The organism is Nonomuraea spiralis (assembly GCF_014648435.1).
Taxonomy (GTDB): Bacteria; Actinomycetota; Actinomycetes; order Streptosporangiales; family Streptosporangiaceae; genus Nonomuraea; species Nonomuraea spiralis.
The window spans coordinates 121,282-143,465 of sequence record NZ_BMRC01000009.1; the positions used below are offsets into that span (position 1 = coordinate 121,282).

Consider the following 22,184-nt stretch of genomic DNA (forward strand, 5'->3'; position numbering starts at 1 on the left):
GGGGGTGTGCTCCTGTCAGTCGGCGAACATACGGGAGAGACGGGACCAGTGCCCGGCCGCGCACAACACGGGCGGACGGTCGAGGGGCGCGGGCAGTGTCACCGTCCGCCCGCCGGCCAGGGCGTGCCCGGTCCAGACGTCGATCCAGCCGCCCTCGGCCGCGGGCAGGTAGACGGAGGTCTCGGTGACGCCGGGCTCGGTCACGGGCGCGACCAGCAGCGCGTCCCCGAGCTGGTACTGCAGGGGATGCCGCCAGACGGCCGGATCGTCCGGGTGGTCGAAGAACAGGCCGCGCATCAGCGGCGCGCCGCCGCCGGTCGCCGTCCGCGCCTGCTCGGCCAGGTACGGCACCAGCCGCTCCCGCAGCAGGGCCAGCCGCCGGAACACCGGGATCACCCGCTCGTCCCCGGTCTGCTCGGCGACGTTCCACGGCGTACGCTCCCTGAGCGGCGCGCGGTGATGGTTGAACTCGGAGTGGTACTGCATGATCGGCATGAACGCCGCCGCCCCCGCCGCCCGCAGGTAGAGCTCGGCGTCCGGCACCGGCCCGGAGAACCCGGCCAGGTCCCAGCCCCAGTAGACGATGCCGCAGGCCGAGGCCGTGATCCCGGCCCTGATCGAGGAGCGGAAGGCGTCCCAGGTGGAGTCCTCGTCCCCGGCCCAGAAGGCGCCGTGCGGCTGCGACCCGGCGAACCCGGCCCGGCTGAACGTCACCGGCGCCTTGCCGCACTCGCGCAGCAGGTCGCCGAACGCGCGGGCGTAGTGCACGGGGAACAGCCCGTTGCCCGCCGCGCCGTCACGCCCGTCGGCGTAACGCAGGTCGTGGCCCCAGGCGTGCTCGCCGCCGTCGGTCTTGAACCCGTCGATCCCCACCTCCTCGACCAGGTAGCGGCGCTTGGCGGTCCACCAGTCGCGCACCTCCTGGGAGGACAGGTCGGGCATGAGCGCGAGCGGGAACCACCAGCCCCGGTTGCGGTACGGGCGGCCGTCGGCCTCGCGCACGCCGTACCCGCGCTCGACGAGCTGACGGGCGTCCACGGCGGCCTGATGGCGGGGATGGGGGCGGGTCTTCTGCAACGGGATCTGCCAGAGCAGCACCTTGACGTCCCTGCGGTGCAGCTCGTCCACCATGCCCTTGGGGTCGGGCCAGGGGCCGTCCGCGGGGAAGGTGTAGTCGGCCAGCTTGTGGGGCTCCTCGGACGGCTCGTACGCGGCCCCGCGGAACGCCGTGAACGTCGTCTCGTCGCTCCACGCCTCGATGACCAGCGCGCCCACGGGGATGCCGTGCTCGCGATGCCGGTCCATCTCGGCCAGCACGCGCTCCTGGGTGTTCCACTCGTTGCCGCTGGCCCACAGCCGGAACACCCACGACGGCAGCTCGACCGGGCGGCCGATCTCGTCGAGGAAGTCGCGCAGCACGTCCGCGGGGCGCTCGCCGTCGTAGAACCGCACGACCGGATCGCCGTCGGTCTCGGCCTCGACGACGATCCGGCCGGGCCGCGCCGCGCCGACGTCGTACCAGGTCCGCCGGGAGGTCCGGACATGCCAGCCCCAGCTCCCCGGCCCGCCCACGACCATCGCGTACGGCATCGGCAGGTACGTGCGCCCGTGCGCGCCCTGCGCCTTGTACTGCTCGAAGACCACCGCGTCCAGGACACGACCCCGCTGGTCCACGGCGTCGAACCGCTCGCCGAAGCCGACCACGTGCTCTTCCGGCTCCAGCGGCAGCTCGAACCGTACGCGCAGGATGCCGTCGCCGTCGGCCAGCCAGCGCACGCTGCCCGGCACGATCCGGTCGGCGCCCGTCACCTCCAGCTTGCCGCCTGTCTCGGACCAGGTCGCCGCGGTCACCTCGAACCAGCGGCTCGCCCGGCTGCCGCCGTCGCCGGTCGTGGCCAGGAAGCGGTAGGCGTACCGGCTGCCGGCCCGGAGGGCGGGCGTGCGCACGCGCCAGGAGCCGGCGGCGGCGCGGGTGGCCCGCGCCTGCGCGGCGGCCAGATGCCCGCCGTCCACCGCGGCGGCCGAACCGCCCGGATCCGTCCTGGTCAGCGGCAGCTCGACGGGGGCGGCCCCGTCCACGGCCCACTCGCAGACGACGGAGACGACCTGCGCGGACGCGCGTACCCGCAGCTCCACGCTCTCCCCGGCCAGCGGCCTGGCCGGGACACGCTGGTCCTCGGTCTCCGCGTAGGGGTGCCCCGATCCGTGGGGTCGATGCCTGATCACGCCGTCACTCCCAACTCGTCGGCGAGGATGAGGTACATGCCGTGCGACCACAGCAGCGGCGTGGCCACCGGCCCCCAGCGGTCCAGCCACTCCTGCCGCCGGTCCGGGGCCAGCAGCAGGTCGGACACCTGCTCGGGCAGGTCGCCCTCCGGGGTCGCCTGCGCGGCCATCCACTCCAGGTAGCGCGCGGCCTCGGCCCGCCGCCCGGCGCGCGCGTGGTTCCAGCCGAGGAACCCGGCGAGCAGCAGCCACCGCCCGCCGCCGTAGAAGGTGTCGGCCAGGTAGCGGTACACGCCGCCGTCGCGGGCGAGTTGCCGTTCGACCTCGGCGACCGTCGCCTCGCCGACCGGATGCCCGGCCGGATACAGCCCGAACGGCTCCACGCACGCCAGCAGGCTCGCGTCCACGGCGTCGCTGCCCAGCCATTTGCGCAGGTGCGAGCCCTCGGCGACGCCCTCGCGCGCCACGAGGTCCGCGATGCCCGCGACGGCCTCGGCCGCCGCGGCCGACTCCGTCGCGCTCAGCACGCCGAGCGCGACGGCGGCCCGCAGGCCCGCGTGGACCGCGCCGAGCGTGGCCACGTGGCGGTGCTCGACGTGCTCCTCCCACCAGTCGTAGCAGGGCAGCTGCCAGAACGCGGTCAGGTAGCGGGCCGCGGTCCGGACGCCCTTCTCGACGCCGGGGACCGCCCGGCCGTGCCGGACGGTGTGTTCGCGCAGCGCCCACAGCCAGGTGCCGTACCCGTCGAGCTGGAAGTCCCACCAGTCGTCGTCGCCGTTCACGCCGTCCAGGGTGAACCGGGTCGGCAACATGTCCGCGACCGGGACCGCCTCGCCGCGCCCCGCCCGGGACACCAGTACGTCGACCTGGCCCGCGCGGTCGCCGACGACCCGCGCGCACCAGGCGTGGAAGGCGTCCGCGCCGGACACGTCGCCGTGCCTGCTCACCCCCTCGGCGATGAACGCGCCGTCGCGCAGCCAGGAGTAGCCGCGGTAGGCGGAGAAGGTGGGCGAGGCCGGATAGGCCCCGGACGGCGCCTGCAATCTCTTGATCACGTCGAGGCTGTGCGCGACGAGGGACAACGAATCTCTCCTGGGTGCGTGGATGGGAAGAGCTAGCCGAGCAGCTTGTCGACGTCGGCGGCGGCCGCCTTGAGCGCGTCCGCCACGGACGTGCGCCCGGCCGCCGCCTCGCTGAGCTGCTTGGTCACCGCGTCCTGCATCTCCTGCTGGCGCTTGATCACCGGAGGCAGCGCGATGGACTTGAGCGAGTCGAAGACGGCCTGGCGGTTGGCCGGTACGGGATCCTTGAGATAGCCGGACAACACCTGCTGGTCGGAGACGGGCGGCAACTCCCACGACGACTGGATCCGGGTGGTGGCGGCGGTGCCGGACGCGGACAGGAAGCGGGCCCAGGCCCAGGCCTCCTTGCCGTGCTTGGTGCCCGAGGAGGCGGCCACCGCGTTGTGGAAGACCGCGCTGGCCTTGGCCGAGTCACCGGGCTCGACGACCACGTCCCACTCGAACGGCACGTCCTTCAGGCCCGCGAACTGCCAGATGCCGTTGTGCCACATGGCGAGCTTGCCGGACTTGAAGAGGTTCGTGTCGTAGTCGGCGGTGCCGCCGATCTCGGCCTCGGTCGGCATGGTCTTGCCCACCTTCGACACCAGCCACTCGGCCGCCTTGACCCCCTGCGGGCTGTCGAACGCCGACTTCGTGCCGTCCGCGGACAGGAACTCGCCGCCCGCCTGCTTGAGCGTCTTGTAGAACTCGAAGAACTGCACCGGCTGGAAGTCGCCGAACACGCCCTTCTTCTTGTCGGTCAGCTTGGCCGCGGCGGCCTGCTCGTCGGCCCACGTCCAGTCCGCCGTGGGCGGCGCGACCCCGGCCGCCTTGAACAGCTCCCTGTTGTAGAAGAGTACGACCGTGGAGAACGAGGCGGGCAGCGCGTACTGCTTGCCGTCCCGTTTGAAGGCGTTGAGGGACTCCTGGGCGTACACCGAGGTGTCGCCGTCGCCGGCCACCGTGGCGAGGTCGAGCAGCGAGCCGGCGGCGGCGTAGGTGACGAAGTTCTCGTAGTTGAGCTCGAACGTGTCCGGCGCGGTGCCGCCCGCGATGCTGGTCTGCAGCTTGGTGAAGTACTGGTCGAAGGGGGCCGTCTCGACGACGACGTCGACGTTCGGGTTCTCCTTCTCGAAGGCCTTCTCGATCGTGTCGAGGTCCTTCACGTGGTCGGGCGCGGCGGAGAAGGTGAAGTACCGCAGCGTCACCTTGCCGCCGCCGGGGCCGCCGCCGCCGGTGGCGCCCTTGGTGGCCGATCCCTGCGAGCAGGCCGTGGCGAGCAACGCGGCCGCCACGACGGCGGTAGCGATCCTGATGGGTCGTGACATGGGGGGATTTCCTTTACTTGAGCCCGCTCTGCGCGACGCTGGCGATGACGTGCTTCTGCGCGAAGACGTACAGGATGAGGATCGGGACGACGCTGACGACAGAACCCGCCATCACCACGTCCCACTGGGTGGTGAACTGGCCGTGCAGGGTCGCCAGGCCCAGCGGCAGTGTCATGAACTCGGGCGACTTGATGATGATCAGCGGCCACAGGTAGCTGTTCCAGCTCGCCATGAAGCCGAAGATCGCGAACGTGGCCAGGGCCGGCCGGATCAGCGGCAGCACCACGTGCACGAAGATGCGGAAATGTCCGGCGCCGTCCAGCACGGCCGCCTCGTCGAACTCGCGCGGCACCTGGTTGACGGCCTGCCGCAGCAGGAACACACCGAACGCCGAGGCGATCGTCGGCGCGAGCAGCGCGAAGTAGGTGTCCACCAGGTTGAACGTGCGCATCTCGATGAACAGCGGCACGACCAGCACCGGCAGCGGCATCATCAGCGTCGTGAGGTAGACGGCGAACAACGCGCCCCGCCCCGGGAAGGGCAGCCGGGCGAACGCGTAGGCCGCCATCGCGCTGGTGACCAGTTGCAGCCCGGTGGACGCCGCGCCGATCCACGCGCTGTTGAGCACGATCCGCCAGAACGGCAACGTCTCCAGCAGCCGGCCGTACGCGTCGAGGCTGGCGCCCTCGGGCGTGAAGTCGGGCGGCACGGCCAGGACGGCGTCGCTCGGCGTGATCGAGGTGATCACCGCCCAGGCGAACGGGAACAACATGACCAGCGTGCCGAGGCCGACCAGAAGGAGACGGAGGACCTTACCCATACGTGACCCACCGCTTCTGGCCCCTGATCTGCACGACCGTCACGAGCAGCACGAACGCGAACAGCAGCCAGGACAGCGCCGAGGCGGCGCCCGCCCTGCCGTAGCGGAAGGTGAGGTCGTAGATCTGCGAGACCACCACCTGCGTCGCGCCGCCCGGCCCGCCGCCCGTCATGATCTTGACCTGGTCGAACACCTGGAAGCCGTTGATCAGCGAGATCACCACCACGAAGAACGTCGAGGGTGACAGGAGCGGGAGCGTGATGTGCCGGAACCTGCGCCAGGCGGTGGCGCCGTCCACCATGGCGGCCTCCTGGTACTCGCGGGGGATCGCCTGCAACCCGGCCAGCAGGATGATCATCACGAACCCCAGGTCCTTCCAGGCCGAGGCGAGGATGATCGACGGCATCGCCCAGTCCGGATCGGTCCACCAGCCGGGCCCGCTCACGCCGACCAGGCCGAGCGCCCAGTTGACGACGCCGCTGGCCGGGTTGAGCAGCCACTTCCACATCAGCGCGACGACCACCCAGCTCGTGATCACCGGCAGGAAGTACACGCCGCGCAGCAGGGCGCGCGCCGGCATCGCCCGGTTGAGCAGCACCGCGAGACCCAGGCCGCCGAGGTAGACGAGCGGCAGGTAGCCGGCGATGAACGACAGCGTGTGCAGGAACGCGGCCCTGGTGTCGGGATCGCCGATCAGCTCGACGTAGTTGCCGAGTCCCACCCACCGCATGTCGGTGATGAGGTCCCATTCGTGGAGGCTGGTCCAGAACGACCCGACCATCGGGATCAGCGTGTAGAGGGTCAGCGGGATCAGGCTCGGCAGCAGGAACACCGCGACCGTGCCGGCGTAGCGCCACCTGCCGGACCGCCTGGGGGCCTGGTGGGTGGCCCGTGGTGCGGGCGAGGCGTCGGGGAGGGCCTGCCGTACGCTCACGAGGCGGCTCCGATCAGGCGGGCGCGGACCAGGCGGCCCTGCTCGCCGGCCGCCCCGGCGGCGTCGAACGGGGTGGCCAGCACCAGCGCCGCCGCTCCCTGGGCCCAGCTCGTGTCGTCCCAGCTCTCCACCTCGACGGAGATGTCGCGCCGCCCCGGGTACAACTGCGCCCGCAGGGCCGGCTCGAACCCGGTCCGCCACAGCGGCCATTCGGCCGTGCCCTCGCCGAGCACCACCACGACCTCGGGGTCCACCACGTTGATCAGCCCCGCCGTGGCCCGGCCCAGGATCGCGCCGGCCTCGGCGAACACCGCGCGGATGTCGGCGTCGCCGCCCCTGGCGGCCCGACCGAGCGCGGCCACCGCGCCCAGCGGGTCGCGGGTGGCCGGCGGTTCCGTACCGGGCGTGCGGCCGGTCGTCCTGGCGTGGGCGGCGGCGAGCAGGCCGGCGGATCCGACGAACGCCTCCAGGCAGCCCCGCGCGCCGCAGCCGCACGGCGGGCCCTGCGGGTCCACCGGCAGGTGGCCGAACTCGCCCGCGCCGCCCCGTGCGCCCCGGTAGACGCGGCCGTCCGCGACGATGGCCGCGCCGACGCCGCGCCCGATCGTCAGGACGAGGAAGTCCCGGTGCGTACGCCCCCGGCCGTACAGGCGTTCGGCCGCGGCCAGGGCGTTGACGTCGTTCTCCACCAGGACGGGCAGGTCGAGCCGGCGGCGCAGCCGTTCGCCCACCGGCATCGCCTGCCAGCCGAGCGTCGGCGCCCTGACCGTGCCGACCGCCTGGTCCTCCACGCTGCCCGGCACCCCGACACCGACGCCCAGCAGCGGCGGCCCCGCCGAGAGCTCGCGCACCACCGACTCCACCGCGGCGGCCAGGCGGTCGAGGGCGTCGGGCGCGGCCGGGTCGTGCGGCGTCTCCCACGAGCCCAGCACCTCGCCGTCGAGCCGTACGTCCACCAGCACCAGGTGGTCGGCCGTCACCTTGACCCCGAGCGCCCGCCCGGCACTGCCCACCACCCCGAGCCGCTGGGCCGGACGGCCGCCGCGCGACGGCTTGAGGTCCAGCTCCTCCAGCATCCCGTGCCCGATAAGCTCCTTGGTGAGCTGGGTGACGGTGGCCGGGCTGAGATCCAACTCGCGGGCTATCTCGCTGCGGCTCAACGGGCCGACCGTGCCCAGGAGGGCGAGGATCGCCGTCCTGGTGAGGTCGCCGCGGTCCGTGCCTGCCATGTGAGAGGACTTTCTTTAGGAATAAAGTTAGTGGTGAAGATAGTGCGGCGCAGTACTCCTTCTGTCAAGGGTCATGAGATACGGTGAGCTACACCATTAACGCGGCGGGGCAACCGCGGTCAGCGGGCCCACCTCGGGGTTGAAGAGCATCGTGGACAGGTGCTCGACGCCGTGGCAGACGGCCCCGACCGCCACGCACTCCTCGCCCAGCACGGAGGCCCGCAACTCCGGGGCGCGCAGGCACATCGTCTCCAGCTCGCCGCGCAGCGGCTCCAGCAGCACGTCGGCCGACCGGGAGAAACCGCCGCCGAGCACCACCAGGTCGGGGTCGACGGTGAGGGCCATCGCGGTGGTGGCCAGCGCGAGCACCTTCACGTACCGCAGGACGGCCCGGCGCGCCTCGTCGTCGCCGCGCCGGACGGCCTCGAACACCGCTCCCGCGACCGCGTCGGGCGGCGTGCCGGGCTCCACGGAGGGGACGGCCTGCAGCAGCCCGCCCACGTTGAACAGCGGATGCACGCCGATCTCGCCCGCCGCGCCCCCGCCGCCGCGCAGGGGGACGCCGTCGAGCACGACGGCCGCCCCGGCCCGCCGGCCGACGTGCAGGAAGATCATGTTCCGGGTGTCGCGGGCGACGCCTCTGCGGCACTCGGCGAGGGCGGCCAGCCTGCTGTCGTTCTCCACGAGGACCGTGCACCTGAGCCGCTGTTCGAGGTGGTCGGCCAGCGGCACGCCCGACCAGTCCTGGATGGCCCGCGAGAGCACGACGTGTCCGTGCAGGTCGATGTAGCCCGTGCTGCCGGCGACCGCGATCCAGATGTCGGGGGCCGAGGTGCCCGAGCCGGTCAGGCAGGCGTCGACGGCCCGGTCCACGGCGGCCAGCCGTTCGGCGCGCGGCTGCTCGGGGGTGACCGGCTCGCGCGTGGTGTGCAGGACGTTGCCGTCCAGGTCGGCCACGACCGCGAGCACCTTGTGTGCTCCTATGTCGAGCCCGAGCACCCGGCCCGCCTCCGCGCGGAACCGGTAGCGGCGCGCCGGCCTGCCCTTCTCCCCGCCGCTGGGATCCATCTGGACCACCCAGCCCAGCTCCATCAGGTCCTGGATCACCACCTTGATCGTGGCTCTGGCCAGGTCGGCGCGCTCGGCGAGCTGGGTCAGCGTCGCCGGGCCCCCGGCGCGAAGGGCGGCGAGCGCGGCCAGCGCGTTGAGCCGCCGCAGCCGCTGAAGGTCGCCGCCGGTCACGGAGAGCGTCACTGATAACCCTTCTTGACGAATCTTAATGGTGAACTCCATCATAAATCCTCAGCGAGGCGGTCACTCTCAGAAAAGAGGCCAGATCATGAGGCTTGACCGTGGGCGATTCCTTGGGTCGGGCGTCCATGCCTGCGCCCTCCGCCTCGTCCTGCCCCCGGTCCCGTGCGGGCGCGCCATGCTACGGCGTCGGCCGACCGCGACGTAAGCACTCCTGTCCGTCCCCGCCATGCTCGCAGGGCCGGACGGCCGCCGACCCCCCAACTCCTCAGGGATCTGATTTGCTGCTGCCACGACCCGTTCATCTCACCCGAGACGGCGCGGAGCCCTTCGTCCTCACCGCGGACACAGTGATCGCCGCGCCTCCCGAGTTGTCGCGGGTGGAGGGCTGGCTGCGCGGCGCGCTGTCCCCGGTGACCGGCCTGCCGCTGCCGCCCGGAGGGCCGGGGGCCGGGGGGATCGAGTTCACGCTGGCGGCCGGGCTCGGCCCCGAGTCCTACCGCCTGGCCGTACGCCCCGACGGGGTGCGCGTCGAGGCGGGTGACGCGGCGGGGGCGTTCTACGGCGCGCAGACCCTGCGCCAGCTCCTCCCGCCCGCGGCCTTCCGCAGCGGCGCGGTCGGCGAACGGGACTGGCTGCTCGCCCCGGTCACGGTCGAGGACCGGCCGAGATTCCGCTGGCGCGGTTGCCTGATCGACGTGGCCAGGCACTTCCTGCCGAAGCCCGACCTGCTGCGGTACATCGACCTGCTGGCCGCGCACAAGCTCAACGTGCTGCACCTGCACCTCACCGACGACCAGGGCTGGCGGCTGGAGGTGACGGGCTATCCCAAGCTGACCGAGATCGGCGCCTGGCGACGGGAGAGCCCCCGGGGCGCCCGCCGGCACGGCCTGTTCGACGGCCGTCCGCACGGCGGCTTCTACACGCAGGAGGACCTGCGCGAGATCGTGTCGTACGCGGCGGACCGGTTCGTCACCGTGGTGCCCGAGATCGAGCTGCCCGGCCACTCGCAGGCCGCCATCGCGGCCTATCCGGAGCTGGGCAACCTCGACGAACGCCTGGAGGTCGCCACCGGGTGGGGCGTCTCTCCCAACGTGCTCAACGTCGAGGAGGCCACGCTCGCCTTCTACCGGGACGTGCTCGACCAGGTCATGGAGATCTTCCCCGGCGAGTACGTCTGCGTCGGCGGCGACGAGTGCCCCAAGACGCAGTGGCGGGAGAGCCCGTCGGCCCAACGGCGCATCCGCGAGCTCGGCCTGCGTGACGAGGAGGAGTTGCAGAGCTGGTTCATCCACCGGTTCTCCGACCACCTGACGGCGCGCGGGCGACGCCTGCTCGGCTGGGACGAGATCATCGAGGGCGGCCTGCCGCCGGGCGCGACGGTGGCGTCCTGGCGCGGGACGTACGGCGCGGTCGCGGCGGCACGGGCCGGGCACGACGTGATCACCTGCCCGTTCACGCAGGTCTACCTCGACTTCCGGCAGTCGGACCGGCCCGACGAGCCGGTGCCGATCGGCAGCGTGATCTCGTTGCGCGACGTCTACGCCTTCGAACCGGTGCCGCCCGAGCTCACGGAGGCCGAGTCCGGCCACGTGCTCGGCGCTCAGGCGAACCTCTGGACCGAGCACATCGACTCGCCCCGCGCGCTCGACTACATGGCCTTCCCCCGGCTGTCGGCCTTCGCCGAGGTCGTGTGGAGCCCCCGGGGCGGCGACTTCGACGACTTCACCGCACGCCTGCGCCACCACGAGCGGCGGCTCGCCGCGCTGGGCGTGGAGTACCGCAAGGAGACCGGCCCCGAGCCGTGGCAGACGCGGCCGGACGTGCAGGGCTGGCCCAGGGAACGGGCGGAGACCGAGGCCGAGGTGGCGGCCTGGACCCGCGACATCCGGCGCAACCTCAGTGGAGAGAGGCAAGCATGATCAAACGCCTGTCCGTCATCCTGGCCGGCCTGTCCTGCCTGCTCGGCATGATCACTCCGGCGCAAGCGGCGACCCCCGAGTTATCGGCGCACTTCAGCGTGCCCAGCGTGGACGGCACCCTCGACGGCTCCCTGCTGACCAGGTTGCTGGGCCTGATCGACCTGGCCGAGTCCGGCTCGACCCTGCGCGTGGCGACGTACGTGCTGGAACTCCGGGTCGTCAAGGACAAGCTCGTGGCGGCCCACGCCCGCGGGGTCGACGTACGGGTGGTGTCCGAGGGGTCCGATCACGACCCGCTGCTCGACGAGCTGGCCGCCGCCGGCGTGCCCGTCACGCTGTGCGACATGGGCTGCAACGGCCCGGACACCGACATCAACCACCACAAGTTCTTCGTGTTCAGCCGGCTCACGGACGGCAGGACCGACGTGGTCGTACAGAGCTCGCAGAACCTCAGCCCCGAGAACGGCCTCCACCAGAACATGTTGATCAGCTCGGGCGACGCCGGGCTGGCCGAGGGCTACCGGCAGGTGTTCGACACGCTGGTCTCCCGGGTGCGGACCACGTGGCGGGCGCCGTTCACCGCCACCAGCGGCAAGGTCACGGTGTGGATGGAGCCCCGCGACACCGCCTACGACCAGGCCACGTACGGCAGCGCCGACCTGGTCGCGGCCATGATCCGCGACGTGGGCTGCCCCGGCACGATCCGCGTGGTGCAGTCGCAGTTCGCCACGGACCGGCCGCTGGTCATCGCCGAGCTCAAGGCGAAGAAGCAGCAGGGGTGCACCGTCCAGGTGCTCGTCTCCGAGGGCAACCAGACGGTCGCGACCGCCCAGGAGCTCGCGAAGGGCGGGATCGTGGTGAACACCTACCGGCCCGGCGGCTGCCGCTACCCGGCCGGCGGCACCTGCGAGGCCGACGGCCTCCACTCGAAGATCATCCTGGTGGACGGGCCGTCGGCGGCGGCGGGCGGCGCCCAGCGGCGCTACGCCTACACCGGCTCCCACAACCTCAATCGCGGCTCCCTGACCGCCTCGGACGACTCCTTCGTCCGCATCGACGACGCGGCGGTCTACGCGGCCTACGACGCGGACTTCACCGCCATGCTCGACGAGGTGATCAAGTTCGTCCCCGCGGCCTACCCGCGAGCCGTGCTCCAGATGGCCGCCAACGGGCCCGACGACCAGCGAGCGCCCAGGGCGGCCGCCATGCGCGCCGGGTACACGGCGGTGACCTGGGAGGACGACCGCGACCGTGCCTCGGTCGACGGCACCGAGGTCTACGCGCGCATCTACCGCGACGGGCAGTCGGTGACCGGCCCCGTGAAGGTCTCGATGGGCGGGGTCGGCTGCGCCACCGGCTGGAACCACGTGCAGCCGTCGGCCGGCGTCGACGACGCGGGCAACGCCTACGTCGCCTGGGCCGAGGACGGCGACTGCCGGGGCGAGCACAACATCGCGGTGCGAAGGCTCTCGCCGTCGGGCACGCTGAGCGCGGCGGTCTGGGCGAACAACCCGCAGTGGAGCGGCGACCAGACCCGGCCGAGGATCGCGGTCCGGGGCGACGGCGGGTTCACGGTGGTCTGGGAGGACGCGCCGACCGGGACGGTCCGCGCGGCCGGCTACGCCTCCCTGACCTCCCGGACCTTCGGGCCGCTCCAGGTGGCCACGGGGGACCGGCCGGACGTGGCCGTCGACGGCGCCGGCACCGCGACCGTGGTCTGGCAGCAGGCCCCCGACGTGTACGGCAGGCGGATCTCGGCCACCGGCACGACGGTCGCGCCCGCCACGAAGATCAACACCAACGCGGCCGGCCAGCACCTGGCGCCGGCGGTGGCGACGACCCCGGGCGGCGAGAGCGTCGTCGTCTGGAGCGACAACGTGGCGGTCACCGGCGGCGACGTGACGACCGTGTGGCGGGTCCGGATGCGGGGACTCACGCCCTCCCTGGGCGGACGGTTCGCGGAGACCCCCGTCGCGTACGGGAAGTTCGCGCCGAACACGGTCTCCGACGGCGGCAAGGAGTACCCGCCGCTCTGCGGGAAGGTCGGAACGGCGGACCGGTGCGCGGTCCAGGGATCGCCGTCCGTCGCCGTCGACGACTCCGGGCGGTTCGTCGTCGGCTGGACCGAATCCGACATGTGGAACAGCGGCCGCTCCTACGAGGTGTACGCCCGCGGCTTCAACGCCGACGGGACGACGACCGGCCGGTTCCCCTGCGAGCGCATGAACCCGAACACGGCCGGAGACCAGTCGGGCACCGCCGTCGCCGCCGACGCCGCCGGATTCCACCTCTTCTACGCCGAGGACTTCGACGTCAACGGATACGCCGACGTCGTGGCGAGGACGAGCTTCACCAACACCGGCTTCTGAGACGCCCATCGAGACCCTGACCCCCACCCCCCCGACGCCGTCCTTCGGCTCGCAGACGGCTTGCGGACGAGACGGCATCTAGAGAAAAGGAAATCCCCATGCGCCTGCGTATGGCATTGGCCGCCGCCCTGGCGATGACCGTGGCCGGTTGTGGCTCCGGCAGCGACACCACCAGCACCAAGCCCGGAAAAGTCACGATCAGCTACGCGATCTGGGAGAAGAACGACCAGCCCAGCACGCAGAAGATCATCGACGCCTTCCAGAAGAAGCACCCCGACGTCACGGTCAAGCTTGAGATCACCCCGTGGGACCAGTACTGGACCAAGCTCCAGACCGCGGCCAGCGGCGGCGCGGCCCCCGACGTCTTCTGGATGAACAGCCTCAACGTCCGCATGTACGCCAAGGGCGGCGTGATCGCCCCCATCGACAACGCCGACGTCGGCGCCTTCCCGCAGGCGATCGTGGACGGCTACCGCTACGACGGCAAGCTGTACGGCCTGCCGCGCGACGTCGGCGTCCCCGTGCTCTGGTACGACAAGGAGCTCTTCGACAAGGCCGGCGTCAAGTACCCGACCGCCGACTGGACCTGGGACGACCTCAAGGCCGCCGCCAAGAAGCTGACCGACCCGGCCAAGAAGCAGTACGGCCTGCTGGCCCCCCTGTGGGACCAGGGTGGTTTCTACCCCACGATGGTCCAGGCCGGCGGCCACGTCATCTCCGCCGACGGCAAGAAGTCGGGCTTCGACGAGCCCGGTTCCATCCAGGGCCTGGAGTTCTGGACCGACATGATCAACAAGGACAAGGTCGCGCCGCCCGTCCAGGTGACCACCGACACCAACCCCGTACAGCTGTTCATGACCGGCAAGTACGGCATGTACTACGGCGGCTCCTGGCTCGCCACCACGTTCAAGGCCAACACCGAGCGCGGCGACAAGGTCGACGTGGCGCCGCTGCCCAAGGGGCCGGTGCAGGAGGCCGTCATCCTGCTCGGCCTGGCCAACTCCGTCTCGGCCAAGAGCGAGCACCCGGCCGAGAGCCTGGAGTTCGCCACGTTCCTCTCCTCCGAGGAGGCCGAGAAGATCCTCAGCGACTCCGGCGGCGCCTCGGTCTCCTCCCGGGCGGGCACCCAGGACGGCTGGTTCAACTCCTTCCCGAACTACCGCCTGAAGGAGACGTTCGACGCCTCGATCCCGAACGGCGTGCCGTACCCCGTCTCCCTCGACACCGCCAAGTGGCAGGACGTGCAGAACAAGGTCCTGGCCGACGCCTGGGCGGGCAAGCGGGCGACCGCGGACGCGGCCAAGGAGATCGCCACGCAGATGAACGAGATCCTGGCCAAGGAGTAGCCGATGGTGCTGACCGAGGAACGGGCCGCCGCCGCCAAGGCGGCGGCCCCGCCGGGGCGGCCCGCGCGGCGCGACTGGCTCTGGGGGTACGGGCTGATCGCGCCCATGGCCCTCGGGCTGGCCGTGTTCTACCTGTGGCCGATCGTCCAGACGCTCTATCTCAGCTTCACCGAGTCCGGCGTGTTCGGCGGGCAGACGTGGGTGGGCCTCGACAACTTCGCCGAGCTCCTCGGCGACGACGAGATGATCGGCGCCCTGCGCAACACGCTGCTCTACTCCGTGCTCGTGCTGATCGGGGTGCCGCTGTCGATCGTGATCGCGGCGCTGCTCAACGTCCCGGGGCTGCGCGGGCTCGGCTTCTACCGCACGCTGTACTTCCTGCCGGTGGTCACCATGCCCGCGGCCGTCGGCCTGACCTGGCGTTACCTGTACAACGGCGACTTCGGGCTGATCAACTACCTGCTCGCCCAGGTGGGGATCGACGGGCCTTACTGGGTGTCCGACCCCGACTTCGCGATCTACGCGGTCGCGGTGGTCGGGATCTGGACCTCGCTCGGCTACAACGCGGTGTTGTTCCTGGCCGGGTTGCAGGGGATCCCCAAGCACTACTACGAGGCCGCCTCGATCGACGGCGCGGGCAAACTGCGGCAGTTCTTCCGCATCACGCTGCCGCTGCTCACGCCCACCACGTTCTTCGTCATGGTGATCACGCTGATCAACGCCCTCCAGGTGTTCGACCTGGTCTACCTCATGATCGACATCAAGAGCCCGGCGCTGGCGGGCAGCCGCACGATCGTCTACCTCTTCTACGAGCAGGGCTTCGTGCAGAACAGCCGTGGCTACGCCGCCGCGATCGCGGTGGTGCTGCTGGCGCTGATCCTCCTGCTGACCGCCGTCCAGTTCAGGCTGCAGAGGCGGTGGGTCCACTATGAGTAGGCGCTGGATCGTGCACGCCGTGCTGCTCGCCGGCGGGCTGATCATGATCACGCCGTTCGTCTGGCAGCTCGTGGTCTCGCTGCAGACGATGACCGAGTCGATGCGGGTGCCGCCCACGGTGGTCCCCTCCTGGCAGTGGCACAACTTCGCCGACGTGTTCCGGACCGTGCCGCTCGGGCGGCAGTTCCTCAACACCGTGATCGTCACCGTGGCGGTGACCGCCGGGCAGCTGCTGCTGTGCTCGCTGGCGGCCTTCGCGTTCGCGCGGCTGGAGTTCCCCGGGCGCGGGGCGGTCTTCATGTTGTTCCTGGCCGTGCTGATGGTGCCGGGCGAGCTGTTCCTGCTCCCGCGGTACCAGATCATGCAGGAGCTCGGCTGGCTCGACACCCTCCAGGCGCTCATCGCCCCAGGGGTCTTCGGGGCCTTCGGCACGTTCCTGCTGCGGCAGTTCTTCAAGACCCTGCCCAAGGAGCTGGACGAGGCGGCGCGCCTGGACGGCGCCAACCCGCTGCAGATCTACTGGTGGATCATGCTCCCGCTGGTGCGGCCCGGCCTGCTGGCGCTCGGGCTGCTGACCGTCATGTGGTCCTGGAGCAGCCTGCTCTGGCCGCTGGTGGTCAACACCGACCCGGAGATGATGACGCTCTCCGCCGGGCTGGCCTCGCTGCGCGGCCAGTACCTGACCAACTACCCGATCCTCTTCGCCGGGTCCGTCGTCGCCTCGCTGCCCGTGATCGTTCTCTTCGTGGTCATGCAACGGCAGCTGATCGCCGGGATCGCGTTCACCGGCTCGAAGGGCTGATCCGCTTTTCTCCCGCTATATCACCTATCTAGGAGTATGTATGTCTTCGTTCCGCAAGTGGATTGTTGTCGCCTTAGGCGTCACTCTGGCCTCAACAGCCTCACCGCCGGCACTGGCCCAGCCGAAGCCCGTGGACGTGCAACTGCTGTCCCTGACCGACTTCCACGGCTACATCACCCCGCAGAGCAACGCCACCGACGGCACCATCAAGGACCCGCAGGGGAACACCCTGGTGGTGGGTGGCGCGCCGTACGTGGCGGCGCACCTGAACAAGCTCCGGGAGGGTCGTAAGAACACGATCACGTTCGCCAGCGGTGACAACTTCAGCGGCTGGCCGACCGAGGTGTCGTACCACGCCGACGAGCCCACGATCGAGTTCCTGAACAAGATCAAGGTGGAGTTCACCGCGGTCGGGAACCACGAGCTGGACCGCTCCCTGGGGTTCCTGCGCGACCACATGGGCAAGGGCGAGTGCTTCGGCGAGATCGGGCTCGACAGCTGCTTCGCCGACTCCGACGGCAAGCAGTTCGCCGGCGCCGACTTCACCATCTCCACGGCCAACATCGCCCGGAAGGGCGACACCGAACCGGTGCTCCCGCCGTACGTGATCAAGCGTTTCCAGGGCATCCCCGTCGGGTTCATCAACCTGACCACGCCCACCACGGTGGACGGCTCCACCTCCTACCAGCCGGCGCTGGACAACCTGCCGCTGGTGGAGACGGCCAACAAGTACGCCGCCATCCTCAAGAAGCGTGGCGTCAAGGCCATCGTCGCCAACGTGCACGAGGGCGGCAAGGCCGGGGAGGACTACACCGGCTGCGGTGACCAGAAGGCCGGGCCCATCTGGGACTTCGCCAAGAACGCCTCGCCCGACATCGACGCCATCGTCACCGGCCACTGGCACTGGTACTTCAACTGCTCGATCCCCGACCCGGCCGGCAGCCCCCGCCCGGTCGTCGAGGCCGCCAACCACGGCCGCCTCATCAGCGAGGTCAACCTGAAGCTCGACCGGCGTACCCGTGACGTCATCAGGTCCGAGACCACCGCGGCCAACCACCCCGTGACCCGCGACATCGCCCCCGACCCCACCATGGTGAAGCTGGTCGACTACTGGAACGCCAAGCAGAAGGAGACCTACGCCAAGCCGTACGGGACCATCACCGGCGATCTCACCAGGACGCGTGACGCCACCGGGCAGAGCACGCTCGGCAACACCGTGGCCGACGTGGCGTACTTCGACTCGCAGCAGACCCCGGGCGGCAAGGCCGACCTGGCCATGGTGGCCGTGGCGCCGTCCAAGGGCTCCAACTCGCTGCGCGGCGACCTGAAGTTCGCCAAGGGCACGAACCCCGCCGACAGCGACGGCCAGGTGCTCATGGGCGAGTCGTGGGCGGCGTGGGGCTACGCCAACCCGGTGCTCACGGTCTCGGTCACGGGCGCGCAGGTGGAGCAGGCCCTTGAGCAGCAGTGGCAGACGCAGGCCGACGGCACCGTGAAGTTCGCCCCGCTGGCCGTGTCCGGGAACGTGCGCTTCTCCTACTCCCCGAACAAGCCTGTGGGGGACCGGATCAACCCGGCCGACGTGATCGTCAACGGGCAGCCGCTCGACACCGGCAGGACGTACCGGCTCGCGGCGCTGGCGTACACGCTGATCGGCGCCGACGGCTACACCGCCTTCGCCGGGTACACCGACGCGGTGCGCGGCGAGCGCGACTACGAGGCCATGCGCGCCTACCTGCGGCAGGGGCCGGTGACCCCGCCCGCCCTGAACCGGGCGGTGCCGCTGACGTAGAACCGTCCTTGCGGGGGAGCTCGGCCCCCCCGCACGGAAATGCCCCTCTCCGGTCATCGTACGTTCTGATGTATACGCCGTAAACGTCTGTGGTTTACTGTGTATACGTCAGGACGCGACGGGGAGGGGCTTCGATGGTGTCCGGGAACGGACGACGGCGGTGGGTGTGGATCACGGGCCTGGCGGTCGTGATGGTCCTGGTCGCGGCGACGGGGATCGGGGCCTGGTTCGGCAGCGAGCAGTCGATCGGGGTCGTCCACTACGGCACCGGCAACGCCGAGGTCCTCGCCGTACGGGGTGACCTGGTGACGCTCGCGCAGACGCCGGAGACCGGGAAGCCGGGCACGTACTGGCTGGAGTGGACCGGCTCGTACGCGATGCTCGGCGACATCGTGTCCCGCGCGCCGGGCCGGGTGACGCGCAAGGTGCTGCGCGGTTCGACGCCCTCGGTGGGCACGCCCGGCCACTTCGGCAACGTGCCCCCCGGTGATCCCCAGGTGGCCTGGGGGATCGGCTACACGGAGATCATGGTGCCCACCGAGCTGGGGCCCGCGCCGGCCTGGTACGTGCCCGGCAAGGGCGACACCTGGGTCGTCGCCGTCCACGGCCAGAACGGGCGGCGCAAGGCCGAGCTGAAGGTCCTGCCCGTCGTGCACCGGCTGGAGCTGCCGTTCCTGGACATCAGCTACCGCAACGACGAAGGCGCCCCGCCCTCGCCCGACGGGCTGCTGCACCTGGGCGACTCCGAATGGCGCGACCTGGAGGCCGCCCTGCGCCAGGCGCGGACGATGGGCGCCCGCCGGTTCGTCCTGTACGGCACCTCGATGGGCGGCCAGGTCATCGGGCAGTTCCTGGGCCGGTCGCCGCTCGCGGGACTGGTCGACCGGGTCGTCATGGACGCGCCCATGATCGACGTGGGAATGACCGCCGAACAGGGCGCCAGGAACTTCCACGCGCCCGCCTTCATCGGGAGCCTCGCGAACCAGGTCGCCCGGTGGCGTACCGGCGTCGACCCGGACAGGCTCAGCCTGATCCGGCATCCGCCGCGGACCCGGCCGCCGCTCCTGCTGATCCACACCGTCCCCGACACCGAGCACCCGATCCAGGAGGCGTACGGTCTCGTGGCCGTGGGCAGGCGGCTGGGCTGGGAGATCCGGTTCGAGCCGTTCGAGCAGGGCGCGCACACGGAGGCGTGGAACGTGGACCGCGCTCGCTACGAACGCCTCGTCGGCGACTTCCTGACCCCGAGTGCCCCGTGAGCCTGTCCGGTCCGCTCACCGGTCATTCGGGTGGTTATGACCAAATTTGTCAATATGATCACGCTATTCCCATAGATCACTTCATAACCAGGAACGGGAGTTCTTAGCTATACACTGCGGGCTGTTCCTGATTTTGCGTCGCCGGTCCGGTATGGGCGGGCGATGCCGTTCTCCTGGCGGGGCGCACCTGCGCCGCCTGCGTGTACACCCGATTCACGGATGGCATGGGGCAGGTGGGGATGACGACGGTTGGGGAACCGGATCGGATCGTGCCCGGCGAGGGACGGCCGTGGGCGATCGGGGCGGCCCGGGAGTACCGTCGCGACCCGCTGGGGTTCGTGGAGCGGGCGGCCCGCGAGCGGGGGCCGGTGTTCCGGCTTCCTGACGACGGGGCGCTGTGCGTGGCCGACCCCGCCGAGGCTCTGCGCGTCCTGCACGACGACGCGGGCGACTACGACGACGTGTCCGGCTTCTTCCACGTCGGCGGGGGAGTGCTGGGGCCGCGGGCGACCCAGGTGGCGATCGGGCGGGCGGCCCGTACGACGCTGCGCGCCCACGTGGCCGCCCACCGCGAGCGGTTGCCCGCCGTCGTCGCGGAGCTGGGGGAGGTCAGCGTGTGGCCGGACGCCGGGCGCGCCGCCGTCCACCGGTTCCTGGCCGGCGCCCTGCTGCGGCCGGACAGCTCGCCCTCGCTGCGGGAGCTGATGGCGTACGTCGTCCGGCGCGAGGTCCTGATCCGGCCCGGCGGCCGGCTCGCGCGGTTGTCGCGGCGCGCCCTGTGGGCCCGCGTGGTACGCACGATCGCCGCCGAGGCACGCCACCGCCGCGCCACCCCGCGAACCGCCGACCTGCCGAGTGATCGGCCGGGCGATCGGCCGGGCGGTCCGCCGGGCGACCTGCTGGACGCGGTGCTGGGCGCCACCCCGCCCGGCACGCCCGCCGAGCACGTCGCGCAGGTGTACCTGCTGCTGTTCCGCACGTCGGTCGCGCCGGTGGGCCATGTGGTCGCCTGGGCGCTGCTGGAGGCGGCGGCCCATGACGTCGATCTGGCCCAGGTGCCCGCCGGCTCGGCCGTACGCGAGTCGTTGCGGCTCTGGCCGGTCGCGTGGCTGCTCGGCCGCCCGGTACGCCGGGCCCACCGGGTCGGCGGCGTACCGCTGGAACCGGGCGAGAGCGTGGCCGTCTGCCCGTACCTGCTGCACCGCGACGAGCGGTACTGGCCGCAGGCCGCCAGGTTCCGGCCCGGCCGGTGGGACGGCTCCGAACCCCGCGGGCCCTACCTGCCCTTCGGCGGCGGCCCGTTCACCTGCGCCGGGGCGTCGGTCGCCCAGAGCCTGGCCGCCGACCTGCTCGCCGCCCTGACCCACGACGCGCGCCTGGAGGTTCGCCGCGGCGGGGGACGGCCCCACGTCGAGGGCATCATCACCCCGCCGCCCTTCGAGCTGCGGCGTACCGCAAGCCACACCTGACCACCAGCGGTTCGTCACGGAAGGGAGGTGATCTCCATGAGGAAGCTGCTGCGCCGCGTCACCGGCCGCCGGATCAACCGGCAGGCGTGGTTCATCTGGTAGGTCTGTTCGGCGGCCGCGCCGGGCCCGTGGCCCGGCGCGGTCTCCCCGCTCTCGACCGGAGGCACGCATGTCGCACGTCGAGGAGACGCTGGCGGCCTACGACGGCATCGCCGCCCGCTACGACGAGCTGAACGCGCGGATGGACACCGCCGCGCTGGTGGGCCGCTTCGCCGAGGCCGCCGACCGGCACGGGTCCGGCGGGCGGCGGCTGCTGGACGCCGGGTGCGGCACCGGCCGCAGCAGTGCGGCCTTCAAGGAGCGGGGCTTCGAGGTGACCGGCTACGACCTGTCCCCGGAGATGGTGGCGGTGGCACGGCGGCGGCCGGGGGCGGAAGGCATCCCGTTCCTGGTGGGATCGCTGCTGCGGCCTCCGCCGGGGCTCACCGGCTTCGACGTGGTCGCCGGCGTGGACGTGCCGCTGACGTACCTGACCGACGCCGAGCAGCTGCGGCAGGCGCTCACGGCGGCACGCGACCAGCTCGCCGACGGCGGGGTGGTGCTCTTCGACCTGAACACCATCGGCTACTACCGCCGCACGTTCGGCGCCCCCGTCGTCGTCGACCGGGGCGACCGGTACGTGGCCTGGTTCGCCGAGTCGCCGCTGATCGAGGCCGACGGGGTCGTGGTCACGCAGTTCGACCTGTTCGAACGGGCCGGCGCCGGCTGGGACCGGCTGTCGATGCGGCACGTGCAGCGCCACCACTCCGGCCGGACCGTACGCCGGGCCGCCGAGCAGGCCGGACTGCGCGTCGTGGCCACCCATGGGCTGGTGGGCACCGAGGTACGCGACCCGGCCGACGAGGACGCCCATGACCGCGTCCTGTACGTCGCCCGTACGGCTTGAGGGGACCACTGGTTTCGCGTGGTCCAGTCGCCCGGCGGCGAAGGAATAGGCGCATCATCTCGCCTCTCATGTTTTGTACCTTTTCTGCGGTAATTTCCGCCGCCGAACGTCACGACTTGCACCACTTGCCAGGGCGAGCCCGTGCGTCGGGCCTGGCCGCGTCACGTCGCCCCTACGGCGCGGTAAAGATCTTCATCGCTACCTGAACGTCGAAACCGGGCAAATGGTAAAGCTCCGCGACACCTGAAGATTCGCAATCTTTATCGGACGCCATCCCGTGGGTGCGGCCTTACCTGGGAAGCCTCCAAGTAAGTTGGTCGCTGCCCGCGAATCGGGGCGATTATCGGAATGGAGTCAGAGATGAGCGAATTTTCGCGATAAGCGAGACATGTATACCCCCACGCCGTACGCGGATGCCCCGCCCTGAAATGGTCGCGCAATGGAGCAGATATGGTCACACCTCTGAGGGAAGAGGACCCCTTCCCGCATTCCAC

17 protein-coding genes are annotated in these 22,184 nt (G+C 71.2%); 9 read left to right on the forward strand and 8 right to left on the reverse strand.

The genetic code is table 11. From position 1 onward, the window contains the following. Positions 1 to 15: 15 nt before the first annotated feature. The 7 genes from IEZ27_RS23355 to IEZ27_RS23385 all read right to left on the reverse strand — a co-directional run bounded on the left by IEZ27_RS23355 (position 16) and on the right by IEZ27_RS23385 (position 8,852). A complete protein-coding gene (locus IEZ27_RS23355) occupies positions 16 to 2,226 on the reverse strand; it encodes a glycoside hydrolase family 31 protein (RefSeq protein WP_189649186.1) in 2,211 nt (736 codons plus the stop codon). Next, positions 2,223 to 3,308: a glycoside hydrolase family 15 protein gene (locus tag IEZ27_RS23360; protein ID WP_189649187.1), complete on the reverse strand. Its 1,086-nt coding sequence runs from the start codon at positions 3,306 to 3,308 to the stop codon at positions 2,223 to 2,225. The genes IEZ27_RS23355 and IEZ27_RS23360 overlap by 4 nt, the downstream gene beginning before the upstream one ends. A 32-nt stretch (positions 3,309 to 3,340) precedes the next feature. Then, positions 3,341 to 4,615 carry an ABC transporter substrate-binding protein gene (locus IEZ27_RS23365; RefSeq protein WP_189649188.1) on the reverse strand — a complete coding sequence of 425 codons (1,275 nt, stop codon included), beginning with the start codon at positions 4,613 to 4,615 and terminating at the stop codon, positions 3,341 to 3,343. A gap of 13 nt (positions 4,616 to 4,628) precedes the next feature. Then, positions 4,629 to 5,435 carry a carbohydrate ABC transporter permease gene (locus IEZ27_RS23370; RefSeq protein ID WP_189649189.1) on the reverse strand — a complete coding sequence of 269 codons (807 nt, stop codon included), beginning with the start codon at positions 5,433 to 5,435 and terminating at the stop codon, positions 4,629 to 4,631. Next, positions 5,428 to 6,369: a carbohydrate ABC transporter permease gene (locus tag IEZ27_RS23375; RefSeq protein WP_221762225.1), complete on the reverse strand. Its 942-nt coding sequence runs from the start codon at positions 6,367 to 6,369 to the stop codon at positions 5,428 to 5,430. The genes IEZ27_RS23370 and IEZ27_RS23375 overlap by 8 nt, the downstream gene beginning before the upstream one ends. Further along, complete coding sequence (locus IEZ27_RS23380; protein WP_125636132.1) at positions 6,366 to 7,598, reverse strand: ROK family transcriptional regulator; 1,233 nt, start codon at positions 7,596 to 7,598, stop codon at positions 6,366 to 6,368. The genes IEZ27_RS23375 and IEZ27_RS23380 overlap by 4 nt, the downstream gene beginning before the upstream one ends. Positions 7,599 to 7,694: 96 nt before the next feature. Further along, positions 7,695 to 8,852: an ROK family transcriptional regulator gene (locus IEZ27_RS23385; RefSeq protein ID WP_229824258.1), complete on the reverse strand. Its 1,158-nt coding sequence runs from the start codon at positions 8,850 to 8,852 to the stop codon at positions 7,695 to 7,697. Positions 8,853 to 9,130: 278 nt separating this feature from the next. On the opposite strand from IEZ27_RS23385, the gene IEZ27_RS23390 reads away from it, so the two are divergent. The 8 genes from IEZ27_RS23390 (at position 9,131) to IEZ27_RS23425 (ending at position 20,744) form a co-directional block, all read left to right on the forward strand. Then, positions 9,131 to 10,771 (forward strand): beta-N-acetylhexosaminidase, encoded by a 1,641-nt coding sequence (locus tag IEZ27_RS23390; protein ID WP_229824259.1) that lies wholly within the window; start codon positions 9,131 to 9,133, stop codon positions 10,769 to 10,771. Beyond that, entirely contained in the window at positions 10,768 to 13,140 is a 2,373-nt protein-coding gene (locus IEZ27_RS23395) for a phospholipase D-like domain-containing protein (protein WP_189649191.1), read from the forward strand. Before IEZ27_RS23390 ends, IEZ27_RS23395 begins: the two co-directional genes overlap by 4 nt. Positions 13,141 to 13,238: 98 nt before the next feature. Beyond that, a complete protein-coding gene (locus IEZ27_RS23400; RefSeq protein WP_189649192.1) occupies positions 13,239 to 14,486 on the forward strand; it encodes an ABC transporter substrate-binding protein in 1,248 nt (415 codons plus the stop codon). Positions 14,487 to 14,489: 3 nt separating this feature from the next. After that, a complete protein-coding gene (locus IEZ27_RS23405; RefSeq protein WP_189649193.1) occupies positions 14,490 to 15,422 on the forward strand; it encodes a carbohydrate ABC transporter permease in 933 nt (310 codons plus the stop codon). Then, positions 15,415 to 16,224 (forward strand): carbohydrate ABC transporter permease, encoded by an 810-nt coding sequence (locus tag IEZ27_RS23410; RefSeq protein ID WP_189649194.1) that lies wholly within the window; start codon positions 15,415 to 15,417, stop codon positions 16,222 to 16,224. Before IEZ27_RS23405 ends, IEZ27_RS23410 begins: the two co-directional genes overlap by 8 nt. A gap of 130 nt (positions 16,225 to 16,354) precedes the next feature. Beyond that, entirely contained in the window at positions 16,355 to 18,016 is a 1,662-nt protein-coding gene (locus tag IEZ27_RS23415; protein ID WP_229824260.1) for a bifunctional metallophosphatase/5'-nucleotidase, read from the forward strand. A gap of 134 nt (positions 18,017 to 18,150) precedes the next feature. Further along, positions 18,151 to 19,275 carry an alpha/beta hydrolase family protein gene (locus IEZ27_RS23420; protein WP_189649196.1) on the forward strand — a complete coding sequence of 375 codons (1,125 nt, stop codon included), beginning with the start codon at positions 18,151 to 18,153 and terminating at the stop codon, positions 19,273 to 19,275. Positions 19,276 to 19,514: 239 nt separating this feature from the next. Further along, the gene (locus IEZ27_RS23425; RefSeq protein ID WP_189649197.1) at positions 19,515 to 20,744 is read left to right on the forward strand and encodes a cytochrome P450; all 1,230 of its coding nucleotides are present in this window, start codon (positions 19,515 to 19,517) and stop codon (positions 20,742 to 20,744) included. A gap of 14 nt (positions 20,745 to 20,758) precedes the next feature. Here the strand turns inward: IEZ27_RS23425 and IEZ27_RS23430 are convergent, their stop codons facing one another. Further along, positions 20,759 to 20,911 (reverse strand): hypothetical protein, encoded by a 153-nt coding sequence (locus IEZ27_RS23430; RefSeq protein ID WP_189649198.1) that lies wholly within the window; start codon positions 20,909 to 20,911, stop codon positions 20,759 to 20,761. Between the two features lie 2 nt (positions 20,912 to 20,913). Here IEZ27_RS23430 and IEZ27_RS23435 point away from each other — a divergent pair, with 2 nt between their 5' ends. Further along, on the forward strand, positions 20,914 to 21,690 hold the full coding sequence (locus IEZ27_RS23435) for a class I SAM-dependent DNA methyltransferase (RefSeq protein WP_189649199.1): 777 nt from the start codon (positions 20,914 to 20,916) through the stop codon (positions 21,688 to 21,690). Positions 21,691 to 22,184 lie beyond the last annotated feature (494 nt).

What these genes read in the sequence shown, in the direction of transcription:
- IEZ27_RS23365 (WP_189649188.1), bottom strand. Translation starts at nt 4,615, where the DNA reads ATGTCACGACCCATCAGGATCGCTACCGCCGTCGTGGCGGCCGCGTTG.
- IEZ27_RS23370 (WP_189649189.1), bottom strand. Translation starts at nt 5,435, where the DNA reads ATGGGTAAGGTCCTCCGTCTCCTTCTGGTCGGCCTCGGCACGCTGGTC.
- IEZ27_RS23380 (WP_125636132.1), bottom strand. Translation starts at nt 7,598, where the DNA reads ATGGCAGGCACGGACCGCGGCGACCTCACCAGGACGGCGATCCTCGCC.
- IEZ27_RS23395 (WP_189649191.1), top strand. Translation starts at nt 10,768, where the DNA reads ATGATCAAACGCCTGTCCGTCATCCTGGCCGGCCTGTCCTGCCTGCTC.
- IEZ27_RS23400 (WP_189649192.1), top strand. Translation starts at nt 13,239, where the DNA reads ATGCGCCTGCGTATGGCATTGGCCGCCGCCCTGGCGATGACCGTGGCC.
- IEZ27_RS23405 (WP_189649193.1), top strand. Translation starts at nt 14,490, where the DNA reads ATGGTGCTGACCGAGGAACGGGCCGCCGCCGCCAAGGCGGCGGCCCCG.
- IEZ27_RS23410 (WP_189649194.1), top strand. Translation starts at nt 15,415, where the DNA reads ATGAGTAGGCGCTGGATCGTGCACGCCGTGCTGCTCGCCGGCGGGCTG.
- IEZ27_RS23420 (WP_189649196.1), top strand. Translation starts at nt 18,151, where the DNA reads ATGGTGTCCGGGAACGGACGACGGCGGTGGGTGTGGATCACGGGCCTG.
- IEZ27_RS23425 (WP_189649197.1), top strand. Translation starts at nt 19,515, where the DNA reads ATGACGACGGTTGGGGAACCGGATCGGATCGTGCCCGGCGAGGGACGG.
- IEZ27_RS23435 (WP_189649199.1), top strand. Translation starts at nt 20,914, where the DNA reads ATGTCGCACGTCGAGGAGACGCTGGCGGCCTACGACGGCATCGCCGCC.